Annotated in this window: 16 protein-coding genes and 2 tRNA genes; 12 read left to right on the forward strand and 6 right to left on the reverse strand. The window is 35.9% G+C overall.

What is annotated here, in order from left to right:
* Nucleotides 1-9: 9 nt before the first annotated feature.
* Together hflX and hfq are read right to left on the reverse strand one after the other, a co-directional pair.
* On the reverse strand, nt 10-1353 hold the full coding sequence (gene hflX, locus ACFIM8_RS06270; protein ID WP_375607103.1) for a GTPase HflX: 1344 nt from the start codon (nt 1351-1353) through the stop codon (nt 10-12).
* 54 nt (nt 1354-1407) lie between these two features.
* Entirely contained in the window at nt 1408-1647 is a 240-nt protein-coding gene (gene hfq, locus ACFIM8_RS06275) for an RNA chaperone Hfq (protein WP_005773461.1), read from the reverse strand.
* A gap of 665 nt (nt 1648-2312) precedes the next feature.
* Here hfq and ACFIM8_RS06280 point away from each other — a divergent pair.
* The 8 genes from ACFIM8_RS06280 (at nt 2313) to mazG (ending at nt 16081) form a co-directional block, all read left to right on the forward strand.
* On the forward strand, nt 2313-6872 hold the full coding sequence (locus tag ACFIM8_RS06280) for a hypothetical protein (RefSeq protein ID WP_375614659.1): 4560 nt from the start codon (nt 2313-2315) through the stop codon (nt 6870-6872).
* A gap of 1065 nt (nt 6873-7937) precedes the next feature.
* Nucleotides 7938-10256, forward strand: a complete 2319-nt coding sequence (locus ACFIM8_RS06285; RefSeq protein ID WP_375608305.1) for an NADP-dependent malic enzyme — start codon at nt 7938-7940, stop codon at nt 10254-10256.
* A 188-nt stretch (nt 10257-10444) separates the two neighbouring features.
* The gene (locus ACFIM8_RS06290; RefSeq protein WP_005773457.1) at nt 10445-10729 is read left to right on the forward strand and encodes an acyl carrier protein; all 285 of its coding nucleotides are present in this window, start codon (nt 10445-10447) and stop codon (nt 10727-10729) included.
* Between the two features lie 11 nt (nt 10730-10740).
* Complete coding sequence (locus ACFIM8_RS06295; RefSeq protein WP_375614660.1) at nt 10741-11916, forward strand: beta-ketoacyl-ACP synthase; 1176 nt, start codon at nt 10741-10743, stop codon at nt 11914-11916.
* Between the two features lie 15 nt (nt 11917-11931).
* Nucleotides 11932-13206 (forward strand): beta-ketoacyl-ACP synthase, encoded by a 1275-nt coding sequence (locus ACFIM8_RS06300; protein WP_375607099.1) that lies wholly within the window; start codon nt 11932-11934, stop codon nt 13204-13206.
* 61 nt (nt 13207-13267) lie between these two features.
* Nucleotides 13268-14296: a zinc-binding dehydrogenase gene (locus tag ACFIM8_RS06305; protein WP_375608307.1), complete on the forward strand. Its 1029-nt coding sequence runs from the start codon at nt 13268-13270 to the stop codon at nt 14294-14296.
* Between the two features lie 6 nt (nt 14297-14302).
* Nucleotides 14303-15232, forward strand: coding sequence for a lipid A biosynthesis lauroyl acyltransferase (locus ACFIM8_RS06310; protein ID WP_375614113.1), 930 nt, complete (start codon nt 14303-14305; stop codon nt 15230-15232).
* A gap of 33 nt (nt 15233-15265) precedes the next feature.
* The gene (gene mazG / locus ACFIM8_RS06315; protein ID WP_375614661.1) at nt 15266-16081 is read left to right on the forward strand and encodes a nucleoside triphosphate pyrophosphohydrolase; all 816 of its coding nucleotides are present in this window, start codon (nt 15266-15268) and stop codon (nt 16079-16081) included.
* A 70-nt stretch (nt 16082-16151) separates the two neighbouring features.
* Here mazG and ACFIM8_RS06320 read toward each other — a convergent pair whose 3' ends face one another.
* Entirely contained in the window at nt 16152-16517 is a 366-nt protein-coding gene (locus ACFIM8_RS06320) for an iron-sulfur cluster assembly accessory protein (RefSeq protein ID WP_375607096.1), read from the reverse strand.
* 605 nt (nt 16518-17122) lie between these two features.
* On the opposite strand from ACFIM8_RS06320, the gene ACFIM8_RS06325 reads away from it, so the two are divergent.
* A tRNA-Pro gene (locus ACFIM8_RS06325) sits at nt 17123-17199 on the forward strand.
* A gap of 252 nt (nt 17200-17451) precedes the next feature.
* On the opposite strand, the gene ACFIM8_RS06330 is transcribed toward ACFIM8_RS06325, so the two are convergent.
* The gene (locus ACFIM8_RS06330; RefSeq protein WP_375607095.1) at nt 17452-17919 is read right to left on the reverse strand and encodes an Hsp20 family protein; all 468 of its coding nucleotides are present in this window, start codon (nt 17917-17919) and stop codon (nt 17452-17454) included.
* 258 nt (nt 17920-18177) lie between these two features.
* Here ACFIM8_RS06330 and ACFIM8_RS06335 point away from each other — a divergent pair, with 258 nt between their 5' ends.
* The 3 genes from ACFIM8_RS06335 (at nt 18178) to ACFIM8_RS06345 (ending at nt 20470) form a co-directional block, all read left to right on the forward strand.
* The gene (locus ACFIM8_RS06335) at nt 18178-19095 is read left to right on the forward strand and encodes a serine aminopeptidase domain-containing protein (RefSeq protein WP_375614662.1); all 918 of its coding nucleotides are present in this window, start codon (nt 18178-18180) and stop codon (nt 19093-19095) included.
* An 840-nt stretch (nt 19096-19935) separates the two neighbouring features.
* Complete coding sequence (gene cpdR / locus ACFIM8_RS06340; protein ID WP_005773448.1) at nt 19936-20298, forward strand: cell cycle two-component system response regulator CpdR; 363 nt, start codon at nt 19936-19938, stop codon at nt 20296-20298.
* A 97-nt stretch (nt 20299-20395) separates the two neighbouring features.
* Nucleotides 20396-20470, forward strand: a tRNA-Val gene (locus ACFIM8_RS06345).
* 100 nt (nt 20471-20570) lie between these two features.
* Here ACFIM8_RS06345 and ACFIM8_RS06350 read toward each other — a convergent pair.
* A complete protein-coding gene (locus ACFIM8_RS06350) occupies nt 20571-20939 on the reverse strand; it encodes a helix-turn-helix domain-containing protein (RefSeq protein WP_375614663.1) in 369 nt (122 codons plus the stop codon).
* Between the two features lie 65 nt (nt 20940-21004).
* Nucleotides 21005-21790: a DNA adenine methylase gene (locus ACFIM8_RS06355; protein ID WP_375614664.1), complete on the reverse strand. Its 786-nt coding sequence runs from the start codon at nt 21788-21790 to the stop codon at nt 21005-21007.
* Between the last annotated feature and the right edge of the window lie 15 nt (nt 21791-21805).

The raw sequence follows: 21805 nt of genomic DNA on the forward strand, positions 1-21805 counted from the left end.
TTAAAGAACTTAATTCATATTTTTTTTGAGGCTCTCTAGTTGTTTTTTTGCTTCAGAAGTAACAACCGCTCTAATGGTAATAGACCCATCATCATGCCCTTCTTGCACTATTTCCGCAGAGTTTTCATAAAACCAATCAATAAGCGACATTTCATGAGGTTGTAAAAGATATTCAATGCTTTGCACGTCTCCAAAAATTCGCTTTTCAATGGCTCTTAATAATTGATCGAGTCCATCCCCCTTAAGTGCTGATACCATGAGAGCAGGATTTAATCGCGTCTTTGCGCTTGTTTGTAAAACATTCAATGCTTGCTCATCTAACATATCAATCTTATTCCAAACTTCTATGATGTGCTCCATATCATCAATATCGATATCAAGACTTGAAAGCACTTCTAAAACATCTTGGGCATGTGCTCGATGATCAAGATCTGACATATCTCTTACATGAAGAATGAGATCCGCTTCAACCACTTCTTCAAGGGTTGCTCTAAAAGCTGCAATCAAATTCGTTGGCAAGTTAGAAATAAACCCTACAGTATCAGACAAAAGAACAGTTTTTCCATGGGGAAGAACAACTTTGCGCAAAGTCGGATCAAGCGTTGCAAATAACATATTTTTTGCTAAAACATCTGCACCGCTTAAACGGTTAAAGAGAGTTGACTTTCCTGTATTCGTATATCCTACCATTGCTACAACAGGATAAGATGTTTTTTTCCTTTTTGCTCTATGAAGTGCACGTGTTTTAATAACCGTTTGCAATTCGCGGCGAATACGAATAATTTTTTCTTGTAAAAGACGCCTATCTGCTTCAATTTGCGTTTCACCAGGTCCCCCTAGGAAGCCACGCCCCCCCCGTTGCCTTTCCAAGTGCGTCCAACTCCGCACAAGTCTCCCTTTTTGATAGGACAAACGCGCTAACTCTACTTGCAAAACTCCTTCTTTTGTTCGTGCACGATCCCCAAAAATTTCAAGAATCAAAGCTGTTCTATCGATAACTTTGCAATTCCATAATTTTTCTAAATTACGCTGCTGTACTGGCGTTAAAAAGTGATCTACAATCGCAAGCTCAATAGAATATTCATCTATATAACAGGTTAACGCATCTACTTTACCTTTTCCAAAGAGTGTCGCAGAGCGAGGCGTTGCAATATTAATCGTTTCATAATTAACAACTTCTAACCTTATAGCACGCGCTAACCCCAATGATTCTTTAACACGAGAAGATATAGAACACTCTCTCAAAGAGCTTTCACTTCTATTTTCTTGAAAAATCGGTATCAAAACAAGTGCACGCACCTGTTCTGTATTCTGCGAAAACACCCCTCCTAATCTCTCATTTTCATTTATCATAGCAATCTAAGTACTTTTAAAATGGGATAAGAGGTCTATCTTAAAATGACGTGCTTACTCAGGACTTTCACCCTCAAACATCTGTACAGGCTGTCCAGGCATAATCGTAGAAATAGCATGCTTATAAACCAATTGCGCGTGTCCATCTCGGCGCAAAAGAACACAAAAATTATCAAATGAAGTTACAATACCCGTGAGTTTAACGCCATTGACAAGAAAAATTGTAAGGGAAATTTTTTGCTTACGCACCGTATTTAAAAACACATCTTGCAGGTGTTGTGATCGCTCTGCCATTATTCTTACACCTTTATCTAGATTGCATAAAATATTCGTGCATGCATATCGACTGAAAAATATCCAATTGTCAACGTAGAAGCTTCAAAATTCAGAAACAAACAACTGAAATCAGAGAAAAAACAGCTCTTTAAGGCAATAATAAAGTACAACTTACGAAAATCTATATTAAATTAAAAATTTTTCCACGTTTACTTTTTTATGAGCTTACAATTCAAAGGCATACTTTATACATCCTAATATACATCCTAAGCTATTACAGACTATATGTGATGATGAATCTGCTTCGTTTAGAATCAATAAAAGCAAGCGGACAACAACATTTATTAACGATTATCGATATTAAAGAGAGGCATTCGCACCTTACTGTATATATAACCGCTATTAAATTATCCTTATTTCAAAGATTGCCGGCTTATAAAGCTTTTTATAAACACAAGTTGTAAACAGTGTTTTTGTTTTAGTTAGATTTAAATAATAAATTGTTTTTACTATATTTTATAATATTTTAAAACAGGATACAAGAAACTGCGTTAACTTTATCTTGATAAGTTTTTAAAATTTTTCCCTAAGCATATTCCTTTCTAAATAATTAACAGCTAGTATATAGAAATTATGTGGAAGAGGACGTATCCCTTTTCCGGCTGTAAGAGTACGAGGCGAGTATGGCACGCAGAACAAAATTGCAAACATTTGAAGTTGAAGTTGAAGAAGCCCTCACAAAAGCTATGAACTTTGATTTCGATAACACAGGATTTGAAACGATATCATCCAATAATTCTGAAAATGTTGTTAATGTCGATGATCTGATTCAAAAAATTGCAATGGCAGAAGAAGAATTTTTTGCTGAAAACGGTACATCAACTTTTGTTTCTAATATTCATGATGAAGCTGTTATTGATAAATCCGTTGTTGAACAGCTTTTTGCTCCAAAACCTTCACCTGATATTTCAGGTGGAACTGTTCATAATACATTGTTGTCTACAAAACTTCTTCCTGCAAATGATGATATAACAACCCCTGTAAATTTTGGACCATTAAAGCAGCGTTCTTCCTCTCGAGTCTACTGGTATACAACAGCGCTTAGTGCTTTATGGGCAACGGGAGGAGCTTTTATTGCGCATAAACTCGCACCTACCGGACTCAGCTCCTTATCCAATATCAGCACTTTTGTTACATCCCCAACAGGCCTCGCTGTAGCAGCCGGAACAGCAATTCCTATCCTTATATCTTGGGGCGTTGCTCAATTAACAAAACGCTCAAACGACTTGCATAATATTGCTCTTCTTATGACCAATGCTGCACAGCGCCTTAGTGAACCACAACATCTATCCGAAAAACAAGCTATTGCTATAGGGCAAACCATTCGTGAAGAAGTAGCGGCAATGAACGAAGGTATTGAGCGTACCCTCGGACGTGCTGTTGAACTTGAAGCAATCATACAAGGTGAAGTTCACAATCTAGAACAAGCCTATGCTGAGAATGAATCACGCATTCACACATTAATCAAAGAATTGAGTAATGAACGCATAGCCATTTTGAATCATGCAGATCGCGTACAATCAACAATTAAAGGAACCCAAGAACAACTGAGTGATGAATTTGGGTTGGTTACCTCTAACATTGTCACCAATGTTGAAAAGCTTGCACAAACCCTTTCTCAAACTTTACAAAAACAAGGTGAAGACCTTGTTGAAAAACTTTCCTGTGCCGGTGATGGCGTAACAAATCAACTTGTTGAAAAATTTAACAAAACAACAACACAAATTCAGCAAAAAAACACGGAATTTTTTCATGAATTAGGAAAAAACTTTGATGGCTTTGCAAAACAATTTGATCATAATGAAAAACAAATAGAAAAAACTTTTAATGAAACAGCTGAAAAAGCGGAAGCGCATGTTGCTAAAATTGCAACACATATACAAACAGTAACAGATCAAACTTTGCACGCTGTCGATGAAAAGTTTAAAGCCTTAGATAAAGCTCTTATTGATCGTAATAATCAATCTATACAGAATTTTGATGAGAAGATCTTAAAGCTCGACGACCAAGCACATAAACTCTCTTCTAAATTTGATAACGTAACCTCGCAAGCGATTGGAGCCTTTGAACAACGTTTAGCAACTGTTGATCATTCTCTTAAAAAACATAGTGATTCCATTATTGATTCCTTTATAGAACAAAGTCAGGCTTTAGAGGATAACGCTGAAAAACTTGGTAACTTCTTGGAAGCTCATGTCTTGAAAATAAATGAGAACCTCCAAGAAAAAACAGCAGACATTACCCATGTATTTACAAATGGACGTGAAGCTATTCTTTCTGCAATTGATAAAAGTAAAGAAAGTCTGAGAGAAGAAATTCAATATGTCGACAATGCCATTGTTGATATCATACAAGAACGTTCACAAGATTTTAAAGTACAACTTTCTGATCAACGAGCTCTTATGGCAGATATGCTCGATAACGAGAAGAATAAAATTGCGGATACATTAAGAAATCAAATTGATGTTTTATCCCAAAATACTTCTCATATTGAAAAAGTTTTGGCTGATAATGTTCAAGTCGTTGATAAACAAGCTGAAAATCATATTACGAACATCATTCAATGCACTGAAAAGTTACAAGATGTCATTGTACAAAGTTGTAATACAACCCAAGATGCTTTAGAAGCACAAGCGAGAAATATTGATATCCGTGCTGATGCTCTACGTGACTCTTTAGCGATTAATAGTTTTTCTCTCAATGAAGTTCTTGCCGATCAAGCACGCACACTCGAGCAACGCATGGAAACAATCCATAATCTCATTGCAAAAAGTGATATACGTGTTGATGTTGCATTGAAACAACAGATAGATTTAGTTGAGAGCGCAATTGTTGCCAACAATAAAAATATTACTGAAACGGTTCAAGATCATATCAAAAATCTTGAAAGTCAGGCCGAAACTTTAAAGAATACTCTCTCTCAATCGAGTGGTGTTTTCTTTGAAACTCTTGAGACGCGTATGGAATCATTTGATACAAATCTAGAAGTTCGTGCACACAAAATTTTTGAACGTACAACAACGCTAGAAGAAACATTATCTGAAAAAATTAGCCAAGTATGTGAAGCTATTGATGCACAAACATCTGTTATTGAGGAACGTTCTGACACTTTAAAAACATCTCTCATGCTTAATAATGAACAAAGTCAGATAATTCAACAAGCGCTGGAAAACAGTGTTGACAATATGCGTGTCACCTTAGAAGATTCTGTTAATACAGTGACAGATAACCTGCACAGTCAGATTATAAAGGCCTCTGACATTCTTTCTTCTACAAGTGAACAAATTCTTTCTTCTGTTACAAATGTTACTGCACAAGCAGAAAATATTCTTTCAGAATCAGGAAATCGCATTGTATCAAACGTTAAAAAAACAGTTTATGATACCAGTGAAAAAGTTCTGTCCGTTTTGTCTGAACAAACAGCACATACTGTCGAAGCTTTCACAACAGCCAGTCATAATGCACAAGCATTATTGAATGAAACTATTCACACATCAACAACAGCAATAGAACAAGTTCTTAATGAACGCTGTGATGTTCTTCATCACTCTATGCAAAATCTTAAAAATAATTTAGGACATCAGCTCTCTGATGTAACGAGCCGTCTGGAAGATGCAAGAAATCAAACAGCCACACAAATTTCAGAACATGTTGGAAAAATAACAGAGCTAACAAATCACTTAAATCAAGCAGCGCAAAGTACGACAGAATCAATTGATTCTTTAACACAGCATATCGGTGAACAACTCTCTCTCTCCACACAAGATGCTGAACAAAGAATTTATGCACATAATGAATCTCTAGTGAATAGCTTAACCAAAGCTAACTCTGAAACACTTCAAACAATAACGATTATGAAGGAAGAGCTTGTTAATAATGTCTCATCCATCTTAACACAGTTGAATCAATCAATTTACAATTTTCACGAAAATAGTAATGTTTTATTATCGGCTGTTCAAAATATTGATGGGCAGTTTAATGAGAGTACGAATAATTTTTTCCGCAACACGGACCAAGTAGCAGAGCGTTTGTCAGCCTCAAATCAAGCGCTCAATACTAATGTTGAAATTCTACAAGGACTTTCAAAGAATACCTTTGAACAAATTAATCATATAACGAGCAGTTTTGGTGAGCATGCAAAGACACTTTCCCAAACTATTCATGTTCTTGAACAGTCTGAAAATTCACTTAGTGCAACACTTGAAGAAAAACATAATACGCTTTCTGTATTAAGCGATGCTCTTGTTTCAAAGTCTCATGAAATTAATCAAATGATTGGGCATTATGAAAAAATCTTCAACTTAGCACTTGAACGCTCTGATAAGAATGCGCGTAACTCCACAAATTCATTCCAACAATCACTTAATAAGCTTGTTAGTGAAGCATCAACGCGTTTTTCAGAAGCAGCAGAAGATATACGTCGCTCCGCTGATGAAGTTCGTTTAGAGCTTTCAAAGATTAATAATGATATCAATGAAAATGTAAAAAAACTTCCAGAAAAAACAAAAGAAACAACGCAAACAATTCGCACAGCTTTGAATGAACAGATTACAGCGTTACAAGATTTAGTCAGTGTTATACAAAATGATCAAAAGAGCGCACAAAAACAGCTAATATCAGCATTTCCTACATCATCAATGTTTAATCAAAAAAGTGACAGTTCCACTGAGTCTGTTAAAAAGATTGTGCCACCTAAGCCTATTTTGCAACAAGATCAAAGCAAAAAAAGACCAAATAAATGGGTATCAAATCTCTTAGAAAGAGCTTCACGTGAAGAAACATTTTATGATGCTCCCCCTAGTGAGGCTGTTTTAACATCAGTGCAAACAAAACCATCTCCTGCAAACTGCTCTCTTAATTCATTAGCTGCTGGTATAGTGCAAGCGATTAATCACAATGCCATTGTTGAGCTATGGGATCATTATCAACGTGGACAAAAAAACATCGTAACAGAACGCCTTTATACCTTAAATGGACAAAAAATATTTGAAATGATTAAGAAAAAATATATGAGCGATTTTGGGTTTAAACGTTCAGTGAATCAATATGTTACAGATTTCGAAAAGCTCTTACGTGATATATCGCGCAGTTCTGGCTCTTCCAACTCAGTTCGCAAGTACTTGATATCAGATACCGGAAAAGTTTATACTATGCTTGCTCATGCAAGTGGTCGAATCCAATAACAAATAAGAAAGTGGAAAAAGATATTTTTTCCACTTTCTCTCTCTAGTCGTTTTAATGGTTCATCATAGAATGCTTTTCTTTCAACTGTAGCTTTGTACTTCAAAGGTTGGGATAATTGGCATGCGGTTTTCTTTGATATCCTAAGCAATAATCCTAAAGAAGCGTAATGGCTTATCAAACAACATATCATTCTAAGAATGATAAAGCATGTTTTCTATTTCCTTATTTTTTTCTTAACTCCTTTATTTTTCATATTTTCATAAAAACACAAAGATTTAATAAAATTATTTTATTTGCTAGCCTTTAATATTTTTTCATGCGTTATTATTAAAATGGCTCATAAGAGAGATTTCTATTCCTTTCTTACATGTTTTTATCCACATATTAAGCGCACTTGAAATATCTAAGTAAATATTTTTATTACATTAGGTGAATTTGAAATGAATGTATCTTATTGTACTCAACTTTCCCATTCAATATACGAGATGATTCATTATAAATTATAAAGCAAAGCGTTAATGGAATGGACTTTATGTATAGAGTGCGCAATTACAGCTGTTTTAGTGACATATTCATTGCTTAAAATAACATATTTGTCATTCTCAATGTTCCAAACTCCTTTTAAATAGCTGAATAAACAATTTATAACTGTCAAATTGTTGTTTAATTTTTTTCTACCTCCGTATAAAACTTTAAATAAAATATATATTTTATAAAAAACGAATGAAATGAATAAGAAAATTTCTTCTGTTCTTTCCTTATTTTCTAAGCATTGCAAAAAAAATAATGACTTGGTAATATAGTCGTTAGAAAATATTTTATTCTTTTGTAAACTAATCAATTTTTATGCATTTTATTAAGGAAAGAAAAACAAACGTGCGACTAACCATGAAATTATTCATGCGCACAAACAAAAAGAATTACCAAACTGGTTTTATGATCCAGAAGAATTTGCTCATGCTCACGCATTTTGATATTCAGAGAAATGAGGATCTATTAGTGGACAAAACCTTAACGTAGATAGAACACTCATATAAATACACACTAACTTGGATATCATAAAAATGTCTAGAGAACGAAATAGTGATTTAAGGTCACCAAAAGCTGAACTTGACAGTGCCGCGCTTTTTTATCACCAATACCCTAAACCTGGAAAATTGGAAATACAAGCAACAAAACCTCTTGATAATCAACGTGATTTAGCTCTTGCTTATTCTCCAGGTGTTGCAGCACCATGTCTTGCAATTCATGAAGATCCTAATCTTGCTGCTCTATATACCTCCCGTTCTAATTTAGTTGCCGTTATATCAAATGGAACTGCTGTTCTTGGTTTAGGAAATATTGGCCCACTTGCTTCAAAACCAGTTATGGAAGGCAAAGCTGTTTTATTCAAAAAATTTGCGAATATTGATGTTTTTGATATTGAAATTGATGCATCCAATGTAGAACAAATGGTACAAACGGTATCGACCTTAGAACCTACATTTGGTGGTATTAACCTTGAAGACATTAAGGCCCCTGAATGTTTTGAAATCGAAGAAAAGCTGCGTGCTAAGATGAATATTCCAGTTTTTCATGATGACCAACATGGAACTGCCATTATTGTTTCTGCTGCTGTATTAAATGCCTTAAATCTTTCAGGAAAAAAAATTGAAAATGCAAAAATAGTTACCTCAGGTGCAGGTGCTGCTGCCCTCGCTTGCCTTAATCTTTTGGTTCGTCTTGGGGCAAAAGTTGAAAATATTTGGCTTAGTGACTTGGAAGGCGTTGTTTATGAAGGTCGCAAGACCCTTATGGATCGTTGGAAAGTTAATTACGCACAAAAAACTGACGCACGAACTCTATCTGATATTATTGATAATGCAGATATTTTTCTAGGTTTATCTGCGGGTGGTGTTTTAAAGCCTGAACATCTTAAAAGAATGGCTCCAAACCCATTAATTTTAGCGCTGGCTAATCCAGTACCAGAAATTATGCCTGAAGAAGCACAGTCTATACGACCAGATGCAATGATCTGCACAGGACGCTCTGATTATCCCAATCAAGTTAATAATGTACTTTGTTTTCCCTATATCTTCCGTGGTGCATTAGACGTAGGTGCTACGGCAATTAATGAAGAAATGAAAATGGCCGCTGTTCATGCGATTGCTGCTCTTGCACGTGAAGAAACTTCAGATGTTGTAGCACGTGCATACTCAAAAGAACCTCCCAGTTTTGGTCCAGACTATTTGATTCCCTCTCCTTTTGATCCACGTTTAATACTGCGTATTGCTCCCGCTGTTGCTAAAGCAGCAATGGCAACAGGTGTCGCCATTCGTCCCATTGAAGATATGGAAGCCTACTATGATATCCTCAATCGATTTGTCTTTCTTTCTGGTTTAACGATGAAACCTGTTTTTGCTGCTGCAAAAACAGCAAAACGTAAACGCGTCATTTATGCGAATGGTGAAGATGAACGCGTCCTTCGAGCAGCACAAGTTGTCATTGAAGAACAAACAGCAACACCGCTCCTTATCGGCCGTCCACATGTCGTAGAAGCTAGATTAAAACGCTTTGGTTTAAGAATTCGTCCTGGTATAGATTTTGAATTAACAAACCCTGAAGATGACCCACGTTTTCGTGATTATGTTAATTTATTTTTTCATTATACAGGAAGACGTGGCGTTACGCCTGAAATGGCAAAAACAATAGTAAGAACATCAACAACGGCTATTGCTGCCCTCGCCGTTATGCGAGAAGAAGCAGATGCAATGATTTGTGGCTTAGAGGGACGTTTTGAACGTCAACTTGAATTGATTGAACAAATTATCGGACTTGATCCTAATGTTCACCGTTTTTCTGCTATGAGTTTACTTATCTCTCAACAGCGTACTCTTTTTCTCACAGATACTTACGTCAATGAAAATCCTTCTGCAGAAGAAATCGCTGAAATGACTGTATTGGCCGCTAAAGAAGTTGAAGCATTTGGAATAACACCAAAAGCAGCCTTATTATCACACTCAAACTTTGGTTCTAAAAACACAGAAAGTGCGCGTAAAATGCGACGTGCAACAGAAATTCTTGCCCAATTACACCCTGATTTAGAAGCAGATGGTGAAATGCACGGTGATGCTGCCCTTTCTAAAGTTTTTCGTGATCGTGTTTTTCCTGATTCTCGTCTTAAAAGTGAAGCCAATCTGCTTATTTTTCCAACACTTGATTCAGCCAATATCACGCTCAACACTGTTAGAAGCCTTACAAATGCACTTCATGTTGGTCCTATCTTGATCGGGGCAGCACGTCCCGCGCATATCTTAACACCTTCGGTAACTTCACGGGGAGTTGTTAATATAACAGCCCTTGCCGTCCTTGCGGCAAATAGAAAAAATAGTCTCGTAAAATAAATGTGCAATAAAATTTCAAAGTTTTTTAAATATTGAGGTATAGTACTTCATATACTGTAAACCTCTTTTCTCTATAGAAAAGACAGCTATATTCTGGATTAATTCTTTTTTTTAAAGAGAAAAAAGGCTAGAAGAATAGTATTAAATATATTTTGAATTTACTAACTCTATAATAAGGAATCCGTACATTGCCTTCCACGTTTGATAAAGTTGCTGATATTATTGCAGAAATCAGTGAAATTGATCGCAATACAATTACGCCTGAAAGTCATACAATTGACGATTTGGGAATCGATAGTCTTGATTTTCTTGATATTGTTTTCGCTATTGATAAAGCTTTCGGAATAAAGGTTCCACTAGAACAATGGACGCAAGAAGTCAATGAAGGCACAGTTGCAACGGAAGAGTACTTTGTTCTTAAAAATCTTTGTGCAAAAATTGATGATCTCGTTGCCTTAAAACAGGCGGAGTAATTTTTTTCACCATGCATGATCAATCTGTATTCATCACTGGTATAGGCCTCATAAGCTCTCTGGGAGAAGGAACTGATCAACATTGGAATCTCTTAAATGATCAAGCCCGTACACCAAATCTAGATTGTACAACTTTTTCGCCCTACACGGTTCATAAAGCGCCCGAAATTGATTGGGGTTCACAGATTCCTAAAAAAAGCGATCAACGACAAATGGGAACATGGCAGCGTCTTGGTACCTATGCGGCTGGTCTTGCTCTTGATGATGCCGGCATGAAAAATAATGAACAACTCACTTCAACAATGGATATGATCGTAGCGGCAAGTGGAGGAGAGCGTGATATTACTGTTGATACACAAATTCTTTCTAAAGCGCGCGCAATCGCCGATCATGCTTCTATGTTAAATGTTGCTCTTTCAACCGAACTTCGTCCAACATTATTTTTAGCACAACTTTCAAACCTTCTGGCAGGAAACATTTCAATCGTTCATAAAGTCACTGGATCTTCTCGTACATTTATGGGAGAAGAAGGCAGTGGGCTTTCTGCACTTCAAATTGCTGTAGCCCGTATTAAATCAGGACAAAGCACCCATGCTCTTGTAGGAAGTTCTTATAATGCACAAAGTTATGATATGTTGTTGGCGCATGAACTTGGTGGTCTTTTAACCCATAATGGATGGAGCCCAGTGTGGAATCGTGAAATTCACCCCGGCGGCGGTATTATAACCGGTTCTGGTGGTATCTTTCTAGTTCTTGAAAGTGGAGAGCATGCGAAAAAACGTAACGCGCGTGCTTATGCTGAAATTAGTCAAATTGTTACAGACCAAACAGATAGAACCAAAACTTCACTGAGAGAGTCAATTGCAACAATGTTGAAAACTGTGGGCGCTAAATCTGCCTTAGTCATTTCAGCAGCCTCAGGTGCTCACGAAGCAACAAAAGCAGAACAATATGCTCTTGACGATGCTGATCTATCTTATCGCGGTATTACAACATTATTTGGTTATATGCGGGAAGCACAATTTCCTCTAGCGCTTGCTCTGGCAGCACTTGCAATTGAAAAAAAACACTGTTTTCCAGCATTAAGTCCTCATGAAAAACCTTTTCCTAAAGAAGTGCGTGAAATATTTATTACAACTATTGGTATAAAAAGAGCTGAAGGTATCGTGCGTCTTACAGCTGTTTGAAGGGGAATTTCTATCGTGAAATATCATGATCATTTTGGACGTCCACTTGTAGCAATAACTGGTGTAGGCGTTGTCACATCACTAGGACGAGGAAAACATGAAAATTGGCAAAAATTAACAAGCGGTGTAAGCGGAATCCACAAAATAACACGTTTTCCCATTGAGGGATTAAACACATATATTGCTGGAACGATTGATTTCCTCAAAGAAAGTACGTTTGGTGCTTCAGCTCTTTCTGAAAAGCTTGCACATCTTGCTGCTGAAGAAGCGTTAGAACAAGCAGCTGTTGATAAAACAAATTTTAATGGACCACTTTTTCTAGCTGCTCCTCCTGTTGAGCTTGAATGGAAAGCACGTTTTAGTCTTGATCAAGAGGAAAAATTCAATAATGAGCCTTCTTATGCAGATCTTCTTAAAGTCTGTAAGCATAAACTCCATGAGGCACTTTTTGAAACCACACAATTTGGTGCAATTGCAGAAAAACTTCAAAAAACATTTGGCACAAAAGGACTTCCTGTTACACTTTCCACTGCCTGTGCATCTGGTGCAACAGCAATTCAATTAGGTGTTGAGTCTATTAGACGGAGAGAGACAAATAGAGCGCTCATAATTGCGACAGATGGATCAGTTTCAGCAGAATCTCTTATTCGTTTTTCGTTACTATCTGCTCTTTCAACTCAAAATGAGCCTCCAGAAAAAGCAGCAAAGCCCTTTAGCCGTGATAGAGATGGTTTTGTTATGGCAGAAGGATCAGGCGCTCTTGTTCTTGAATCTCTTCAAAGCGCATTAAACCGTAATGCTACAGTTTTAGGAATTTTAGCTGGCTGTGGAGAAACCGCCGATGACTTTCACCGTACACGTTCAAAACCCGATGCATCACCAGCAATTGAATCCGTTCGTAAAGCCTTAGACGATGCACAAATAACCATCAATGAAATTGACTATATTAATGCCCACGGAACTTCAACACCTGAAAATGAAAAAATGGAATATCTTGCATTATCAACTGTCTTTAGTGATCTGTTAGAGCATATTCCAGTCTCTTCTAATAAATCAATGATTGGGCATACATTAACTGCTGCTGGTGCAATAGAAGCCGTTTTTTCTCTTTTAACCATTCAATCAGGGGTACTTCCACCGACAATAAATTACGATAATCCTGACCCTTCCATCCCTTTAGATGTTGTTCCTCATCATAGCCGTAAAGCCTGTGTTAATGCGGTTTTGTCAAACTCTTTTGGATTTGGTGGTCAAAATATGAGTCTTGTTATCACAGCCTATAAAGGATAATCCTTTATATAATAAAAATTTTGTAACGCTAACCTAATAACGTCTTTTAAGGGGGCTGATAATGCGTGCACTGCAACTCTTTAATGAACGTCGACTTGAAATCACCAATATTCCCTCGCCATCTTCACCTAGTCTAGGTGAAGTAACTGTGCGGATAAAAGCCGTTGCCCTTAATCATATTGATGTATGGGGATGGCGTGGCATGGCCTTTGCGAAAAGAAAAATGCCTCTCATCATTGGTGCAGAAGCCTCTGGCGAGGTTATACAAATAGGAGATGGCGTTGAACATCTCCAACTTGGACAGATTGTCTCAATTTATGGTGCACAAACCTGCGGAGTATGCAAAGCTTGTCATGAAGGACGGGATAATCTTTGCAGTAATGTAAAGGGAGTCTACGGTTTTCATCTTGATGGATTTGCGTGTGAGTTTGTTAATCTGCCAGCACGTTTATTGGTTCCAGCACCACCCCAATGTAATGAATTGCAAGCAGCTGTTGCTCCAATTACTTTTGGTACTGTAGAACATATGCTTTTCGATAACGCAAAACTACAAGAAGGAGAAACAATCCTGATACAAGCAGGTGGTTCCGGTATTGGCTCTGCAGCTATTCAACTTGCAAAACACATGGGCTGTACAGTTATCACCACCGTAGGTTCAGATGAAAAAATTGCAAAAGCACACGCTCTTGGAGCAGATCATGTGATTAATTATCGTAAAGATCGTTTTGAAGGTGTGGTGCGGAAATTAACCCAAAAAAAAGGTGTTGACGTTGTTTTTGAACATGTTGGTGTCGATACATGGAACGGTTCTCTGTTATGTATGAAAAAAGGAGCACGCTTAGTGACTTGCGGTTCTACCTCTGGTGTTTCAGCACCAATAAATCTCATGCAATTATTCCAGCAACAGCTTAAGATATTCGGTTCATTTGGCTGCCGTATGGAAAATATGAAAAATGCCATGCAAAAAATGGCACAAAAAGCCGTACATCCTGTCATTGATACAATTGTTGGACTGGATGAAATTGATACAGCTTTAAAACGAATGGAAAGTCGTGATGTTTTTGGTAAAATTATCCTTAAAATCGATTAAATCATGATGAAACTTTCTCTTAAAAATCTCATATATAGTATTAAAATTATAGCTAAAAAAATATCCTATTTGTTATGGGCATATCTACTCTTTGGTTCTTTATTTATTCTAAAGTGTTTTCCAGCCAAAATGGGAATTTCTTTTTTTGCTTGGTTAGCAAAAAAAATTGGTCCCCTTATCCATCGTCATCAAATCACACTTGCAAACCTTAGGAGTGCATATCCAGAAAAAACAGAGCAAGAACTCCGTGCGATTGCAATAGAAATGTGGGAAAATATAGGACGTTTCCTCGCTGAATATATTTTTCTTGATAAAATTTTTGATTTTGATCCTCATGCAGACAAGCCAGGTTTCATTGAGGTTAAAGGCATTGAAATATTTGAGCGATTAAAAAATGAAAAAAAACCACATATTTTTTTCACCGCACATACTGGCAATTTTGAACTTCTGCCTATTTGTGCACAAAGTTTTGATCTTAATGTTACGGTATTATTTAGACCACCCAATAATCCCTATGTTGCCAAACGAATCCTTAAAGCACGACAAACTTCTATGGGACATCTTGTTCCCTCCAAGGCCGGTGCCGCATGGGCATTAGCAGCCAAATTAGAAGAAGGTGAAAATGTTGGTATGCTCGTTGATCAAAAATTTCGCCGCGGTATCATGGGAACATTTTTTAACAGACCTCTTAAAACAAACCCCTTAATTATAAAACTTGCTCGACAATATGACTGTGATATTTATCCAGCACGTTGTATTCGTCTACCTGGAGGACGTCATCGTTTAGAGTTATATGAACATGTAGAACTTCCACGTGATGAAAAAAATGATATCGATATAGCGGCTTCTACGCAAAAATTAAATGATATTGTTGAAACTTGGGTCCGTGAATATCCTGGACAATGGATGTGGTTACATAGACGTTGGGACATCTAACATAAGCTCTATTGCTTACAAAGGAAGTGCAAAATGTTAGCCTCAAAAGATATCAAAGATCTCACCGCAATTATCACTGCATTACGCAATCCTGATAGTGGTTGTATATGGCATAAAAAACAAACTTTTGAATCTCTCATACCCTATATGCTTGAAGAAGTTTACGAAGTCATCAATGCCATTGAACAAAAAAACCGAAGGAATCTCTGTGAAGAACTTGGTGATCTTCTTTTACAAGTTGTCTATCATGCTACTATTGCACAGGAAGAAGGCAGTTTTACTTTTGAAGATGTTGTTTATGCAATTACGGAAAAAATGATTCGGCGCCATCCTCATGTTTTTGGAAATGCTGTGCAAAAAGAACGGGGGGTTATAAAAGAGGAGTGGGAATATATAAAAATCAAAGAACAGGCTGAACAAAAAAAATTATATAAAGAAAAAAACAACAATTCCTCCACAAGCATACTCGCAACAGTAAAACAAATCCAGCCAGCAAACCAAGAGGCACTTGCTTTACAAGAAGCAGCAGCTAAAGTAGGTTTTGATTGGCAAAAAAGTGATAAAGTTTTTGAAAAAATAGAAGAAGAACTGGAAGAGCTCAAAGAAGCCATCAAAAATAAACAAAACTCAGAGATAGAAGCAGAGTTTGGAGATCTCTACTTTATACTCCTTAATCTCGCGCGCCACTTAGCGATTGATTCACAAAAAGCATTAAAAAAAACGAATATAAAATTTCGAAATCGTTTCGCCTATATTGAAGAAAAGCTATCCACTCAATCTAAAACACTTACTGACGCATCCTTGAATGAAATGGAAGCACTTTGGAAGCAAGCTAAAAATGAACGATAAAAAATAGTAGATTTCTTCTACCTAAAAGAACAAGCGCCTCTAAAATTACTAAATTATAATTTAGCTTAGTTTAATTTGTTTTATATTGATCCTGCGTAGCAGGACGAAGTTCCACCGATTCTCCACACCCGCATGCTGAAACTTGATTAGGATTTTTAAAGACAAAACCAGACCGCAGCGTTGTCACTTCATAATCCATCTGCGTCCCTAATAAAAATAATACCGCATCATGTGCTACAAAAACACGGGCACCATTCACTTCAACAACATCCGCATCTATCCCCTTTTCTTTGACAAGAGTAATTGTATACTCCATCCCTGCACAACCACCTTTTTTGATACCAACAAGAATACCCTGTGCATCTTTTTCATCCATAATCGCTTTAACACGATCCACTGCTGCTTGCGTCAAATTTATTACCGAAAAACGGCTCATCCTTTACTCTTTTCTTAGTCCAATAGACACTTTGAAAGTTTTTCCTCTATAATATTTTATCTGATATTTTAGAAAAAAAACGAAACATAAATTAAAGCATTCTGATCTTGTTTATTTGGATAAAAATACATACCCGCAAAATGAGATTTGTGATTATACAATCCAGAACTTACAATTTTTTATCCACATAAAATGAAAATACCTCGTCTATAAAACTCTAAAAAAACGAAAACTTTTCAAAACCATACATTCACTCCTCTTCTTTTGAAAATCTTTATCTTTTTAGAAAAGTAACGATTAGGTAAGAAAAAATATACCTTCCGCACTCATTTGCTCCAATTCATACCCCTAAAGTCACCAATCTTACCCCCTCCTCACAATCTCAAAAGTAATTAAATGCATACATCTATTAACTATAGAGCTAAAAATTTAATGATCACAAAGAATTTTACAAATTCGTTATTTATCTTGAATTAACAACAAAATATTGATGTCCAAAATTTTTACTTTCAAAAGCTCTAAGTGCAAGAGCATTTTAGATTTTATTCTGTTTATTTTTTCTCTTGCCTTTAAAGAAACAGTCATTTAATCGTTTTACACGAACTCGGAGCGTAGCGCAGCTTGGTAGCGCACTTGACTGGGGGTCAAGGGGTCGTGGGTTCAAATCCCGCCGCTCCGACCATTTTTAAAATGCTATAAAATAAGCTTACTTAAAAAGTGGATTATTACGCATTTTAATTGCACACACATGAACTTTTTCTTCAACGTAAAATAATGTGCAGTGATATTTTATCATAAATTTGAGATAAGCTGTTTTATTAAAATGCGCTTCGTTCTTAGGAAAACACATACGAAACGCGAGACCTTTTGCCTCGCGTTTTTTATTCTTCAGAAAAATTTATAATTATCCGATCTCATATTTTCTAAATTTTCTTTACACAATAACGTCGCTGTTATCATTTTTTGTAATGGATGGTGACATCTGTACGGTTATCTTTTTTGGTTTTAATTCAGCTGGCATTTCCCTTTTAAGCTGAATATGAAGAAGCCCATCTCCAAGTTCTGCCCCAATAACCTTAACATGATCAGCCAAATGAAAACGCCGTTCAAAAGCACGCGAAGCAATACCTCGATAAAGAAACTCTCGTTCTTCAGCATCATTTTCAGGCTTTCTGTCTCCTTTAACGATCAGCTGGTTACAATGTGTTTCAATATCAATTTCATCTTGAGAAAAACCAGCAACAGCCATAGAAATTCTATAAGAATCTTCAGTTAAACGTTCAATATTATAAGGGGGATAAGAAGAAACTTCATCTGGTTGGGTTCTAGAATCAAACCAATTAAAAAGATGATCAAAACCTACTGTGGAACGATAAAATGGTGAAAAGTCTACTTGACGCATAATATTGCCCTCCTCTAGAGCGACTATAATTTATAATTGATTCACAAAGTTCCCAAATGGCAAACTTGCTTGTGAACCTGCGGCCCCATCATGGCAACCACACTATATTATCTAGTAATCGTTTTTCTTTATTTCAACTCTTTGGGACCTAAATTGATAAAAACTATCTAAAAAGCAATATACCCCTTTTTAAATCCTCTTTCTTCATTACATAAATGTCAAAGCACTAAGCGACAAATACAATGTAAAGGATTTCAATTGGAAACACCTCTTTATCCCATAGACTGGGGTTCCACTTCTCTTAATATCCATCATGATACTCTTAAAATAGCAATAGATCATGAAATTCGTTTTGCTATAACATATCCTGAGGTGGAAAAATCTAAGGGAACAATTGTTATTCTCAAAAGCTACGCAAATACTTTAGAAAAATATTTTTTATTAATAAATGAAATTTCTAAACGCGGTTTTCATACAGCAATATTTGACTGCTTTGATCAAGAAAAAACATCCTTCAAGATAAGAAAACAAAGCCGACATCATTGTTTTGATATAAATAATGATATTAATGACTTATATAAATTTTTTAAAAATATTGTTTATCCTAATTGTCCGCCGCCTTACTCTATGCTCACCTATGGCATAGGTGGATTGATAGCACTTAGCGGATTAGATCTCATTAATCATCAGTTTAATAGATTGCTCTGTGTTTCTCCCCTTTTTGCTCCATTCGGCAATAAAACGAATAGTTTTCAACATAAATTAACACAATTTCTTTCTGATATAGGTCTTGGCTTTATACCAGTGAAAAATAGGAAAAAATTAAACAAGACAAAACAAAAAAATATACAATTGGGACACATACATAAAGTGCCGCTCCCTTCCATTAAGCCCCCAACATCCCAATGGATGGCTTCAGTATTTAATGCGATTGATTCTATGAAGAGAAATGTACTTCATGGAAATTTACGAATCCCAACACTCTTTATTCTTGCCAATCAAAACAATATTGCAAACAACATTGAAGTGCGGCAATTATGCCAACACACACGTCTAACAGAAAGTATTACTATTACAGGCGCTGAACTGGATACAATTATGGTTAACGAAGATTATAAAAAACAATTTTTTGCTGCATTTGATGCCTTTATTCCCGATAATGTATCTGTAAAATAACTAAACCTTAATTTCCACTTCGCCCCATCAAAAAAGAAAATTTCTACGAGCATTGGATCTACAAACACTTTTAAATATAATAGATTTTTCTTTCCAACCACTCATATGATTTGTTTTCTAGCCTTTACAGGCAAACCATGACCTAAATATTCACCACGCATTCTAATAAAAAACTAATATACAAAGTATATCATTACATTAAAAAATATTATTTTACATCATAAAAAATAACTTAATAAAAAAACTATTTATATAAATAAAAATAATAAATCTATCTTAATATAACATGATACATATTTACAAATAAAGCATCAAAATACTATTTTTTATTTGTTATAAAATACTCATTTAATATTATATCTAGAAAATAATACTTTTCATCCATTTAAGGAAAAAACTGGAAATAAAGCGCATTTATAATATTTATTACAAATCTCTATAAAAACAAATAAATATAAAATTTTTATTTCTTAGGAGAAATTTTTAAAAACAATAAATTAACATAATATTCTTTTAATTTCTCGATATAGGAAGTCCCTACAATAATGGTTTTCATAATTTTTTTAATGGAATTCTGATAATAATCAGCAAATTTAAAAGAAAAGATAGCAATGAATCATCTTAGAAGTTTTAGATGCCCCCCTTCTTTTTTCAAAATCACATATATTTCGAATTTAACCAACTCACAACGAATATGCTGTATTGTAAATCAGAATGTAAGAATTAACCATTTTGCCATTCATTTCAATTATGAGCATTTTACCATCTTTTTTCTAAATACTCTATATTGTATAATTGATGCGGCAAAACTCTGACAAATGGAGCCATTGGAACATAATCATGAAACGAATCCTGCTCGCAGAAGATGATAACGATATGCGTCGCTTTCTCGTAAAAGCCTTAGAACGTGCAGGCTACGAAGTCGCCGATTTCGATAATGGTATTAGCGCATATGAACGTTTACAAGAAGAGCCATTTTCCCTTCTCCTGACTGATATTGTGATGCCAGAGATGGACGGAATCGAACTTGCACGACGTGCTACTGAAATTGACCCTGATTTACGAGTAATGTTCATTACAGGTTTTGCAGCGGTAGCACTCAATTCAAATAGTGATGCCCCTCCTGATGCAAAGGTTCTCTCTAAGCCATTTCACTTACGTGAACTCGTCAATGAAGTTGAAAAGATCCTTATCGCTGCTTAAAAAGTATTTTTTAAAGTTATTTGCATCTGTTGAAAGAGAAAATAAAATTAGGCATTGACGTTTGGCATTCTATATGGTGTATGCAACATCAATGAATGGGCGTGTAGCTCAGCGGGAGAGCACTACGTTGACATCGTAGGGGTCACAGGTTCAATCCCTGTCACGCCCACCATTGCACTTTATATCAACAATAATTTATTGATTTTCCATATGTTTTTTTAAGTGAGGGATGCGTAAATAAAAGTGAGGGAATAGGGTTTTGCAACACATCTCTATAGGACGCCTCTTTTTTTACCAACTTTCTCAAGAAAGTCTTTTAATTCTGCTACGGTTTGTTGTGAAAAATTCTCTAAATTTCTAACAAACTCACCAACAGCTTCACGCCTCAACGGATCAGAAGTCTTGATTGTAAAACTTTTTCGACAAGAATAGGCTTCTTTTTTTAAGAGAGAAGCCTTCTCTTTATCTAAACCATAAAGCTCTATGATCTTTTCCTCCAGTCCTACAGGAACAGATTTTTTGCCAATCTCGACAGAAGATAAAAATGCTACAGATATGTCTAATTTCTTAGCCATATCTAAGAGGCGTTCGGAGTGATCAATGCGAAGTTTCCGTAAAATTTTACCAAAAGATGTAACCATATAAAAAGTCCTATTAGAGAAGAAATATTTTCTTCTGATTCTAACAAATCTTTTTATGATTTTCTTCAATTATTACGAATCAAGAGTTCTTTTCGGGGTGGTTTTTTAGCAAAACCAGAGGTCCAAAGGGTCTCAACTTCTAAAAAGTCAAAATCCTTAAAGATCTCTCGAACCGCATCACAATCATTCAGACTCAAGACAAATTTCCCTTGGATACCCTTGAGAACTTTTGCCATACTGACAAAATCCTCTTCAACAAAATCTCCAGAACTGTAATATTTCCTTTGCAAAAAATAAGGCGGGTCTAAATAAAACAAACTATCGAGCGCATCAAAGAGCTCGATAACCCGTTCCCACGACAAATTTAATATGGTTGTATCAAGCAATTTTTGCCTTACACGTCTCATCCTTGATAATAGCTTTTCGGGATTAAAACCAGCGGGTCTCTTTCTTCCAAAACTAAAAGAAACGTAATCTTTTTTCCCATAAAGGACACAACGTTGGAGAAACAAAAAGCGTGCGGCTCTTTCAACTTTGGAAAGGCTTTCGGGGTCAAGCGCTGCAAGGTCAAAAAACAACTGTCTTGAACAAATAAACCACTCCAATCGTTTGGCTAAATCATCAAAATGATTTTGAACACATTGAAACAGATTCGTGATCTCTCCATTCAAATCATTAATCACGGAATATTTTGCTGGTCGCTTGTTTAGAAAAATAACGCCTGAACCTAAAAACGGTTCAACATAGGTTTCATGATCAATACTATTTAAAATCGGTATAATTTTCTTACGCAGATAGTGTTTACCACCCATCCACGCAAACAGTGTCTGTGTAAATTCTTGTTTCGTCATGTTTTAAAGGAAAGA

Origin of the sequence: Bartonella sp. AC535YNZD, assembly GCF_042196625.1 — a bacterium.
Classification (GTDB): Bacteria; Pseudomonadota; Alphaproteobacteria; order Rhizobiales; family Rhizobiaceae; genus Bartonella.

What these genes read in the sequence shown, in the direction of transcription:
- hflX (WP_375607103.1), bottom strand. Translation starts at nt 1,353, where the DNA reads ATGATAAATGAAAATGAGAGATTAGGAGGGGTGTTTTCGCAGAATACA.
- hfq (WP_005773461.1), bottom strand. Translation starts at nt 1,647, where the DNA reads ATGGCAGAGCGATCACAACACCTGCAAGATGTGTTTTTAAATACGGTG.
- ACFIM8_RS06280 (WP_375614659.1), top strand. Translation starts at nt 2,313, where the DNA reads ATGGCACGCAGAACAAAATTGCAAACATTTGAAGTTGAAGTTGAAGAA.
- ACFIM8_RS06285 (WP_375608305.1), top strand. Translation starts at nt 7,938, where the DNA reads ATGTCTAGAGAACGAAATAGTGATTTAAGGTCACCAAAAGCTGAACTT.
- ACFIM8_RS06295 (WP_375614660.1), top strand. Translation starts at nt 10,741, where the DNA reads ATGCATGATCAATCTGTATTCATCACTGGTATAGGCCTCATAAGCTCT.
- ACFIM8_RS06305 (WP_375608307.1), top strand. Translation starts at nt 13,268, where the DNA reads ATGCGTGCACTGCAACTCTTTAATGAACGTCGACTTGAAATCACCAAT.
- ACFIM8_RS06310 (WP_375614113.1), top strand. Translation starts at nt 14,303, where the DNA reads ATGAAACTTTCTCTTAAAAATCTCATATATAGTATTAAAATTATAGCT.
- mazG (WP_375614661.1), top strand. Translation starts at nt 15,266, where the DNA reads ATGTTAGCCTCAAAAGATATCAAAGATCTCACCGCAATTATCACTGCA.
- ACFIM8_RS06320 (WP_375607096.1), bottom strand. Translation starts at nt 16,517, where the DNA reads ATGAGCCGTTTTTCGGTAATAAATTTGACGCAAGCAGCAGTGGATCGT.
- ACFIM8_RS06330 (WP_375607095.1), bottom strand. Translation starts at nt 17,919, where the DNA reads ATGCGTCAAGTAGACTTTTCACCATTTTATCGTTCCACAGTAGGTTTT.
- cpdR (WP_005773448.1), top strand. Translation starts at nt 19,936, where the DNA reads ATGAAACGAATCCTGCTCGCAGAAGATGATAACGATATGCGTCGCTTT.
- ACFIM8_RS06350 (WP_375614663.1), bottom strand. Translation starts at nt 20,939, where the DNA reads ATGGTTACATCTTTTGGTAAAATTTTACGGAAACTTCGCATTGATCAC.
- ACFIM8_RS06355 (WP_375614664.1), bottom strand. Translation starts at nt 21,790, where the DNA reads ATGACGAAACAAGAATTTACACAGACACTGTTTGCGTGGATGGGTGGT.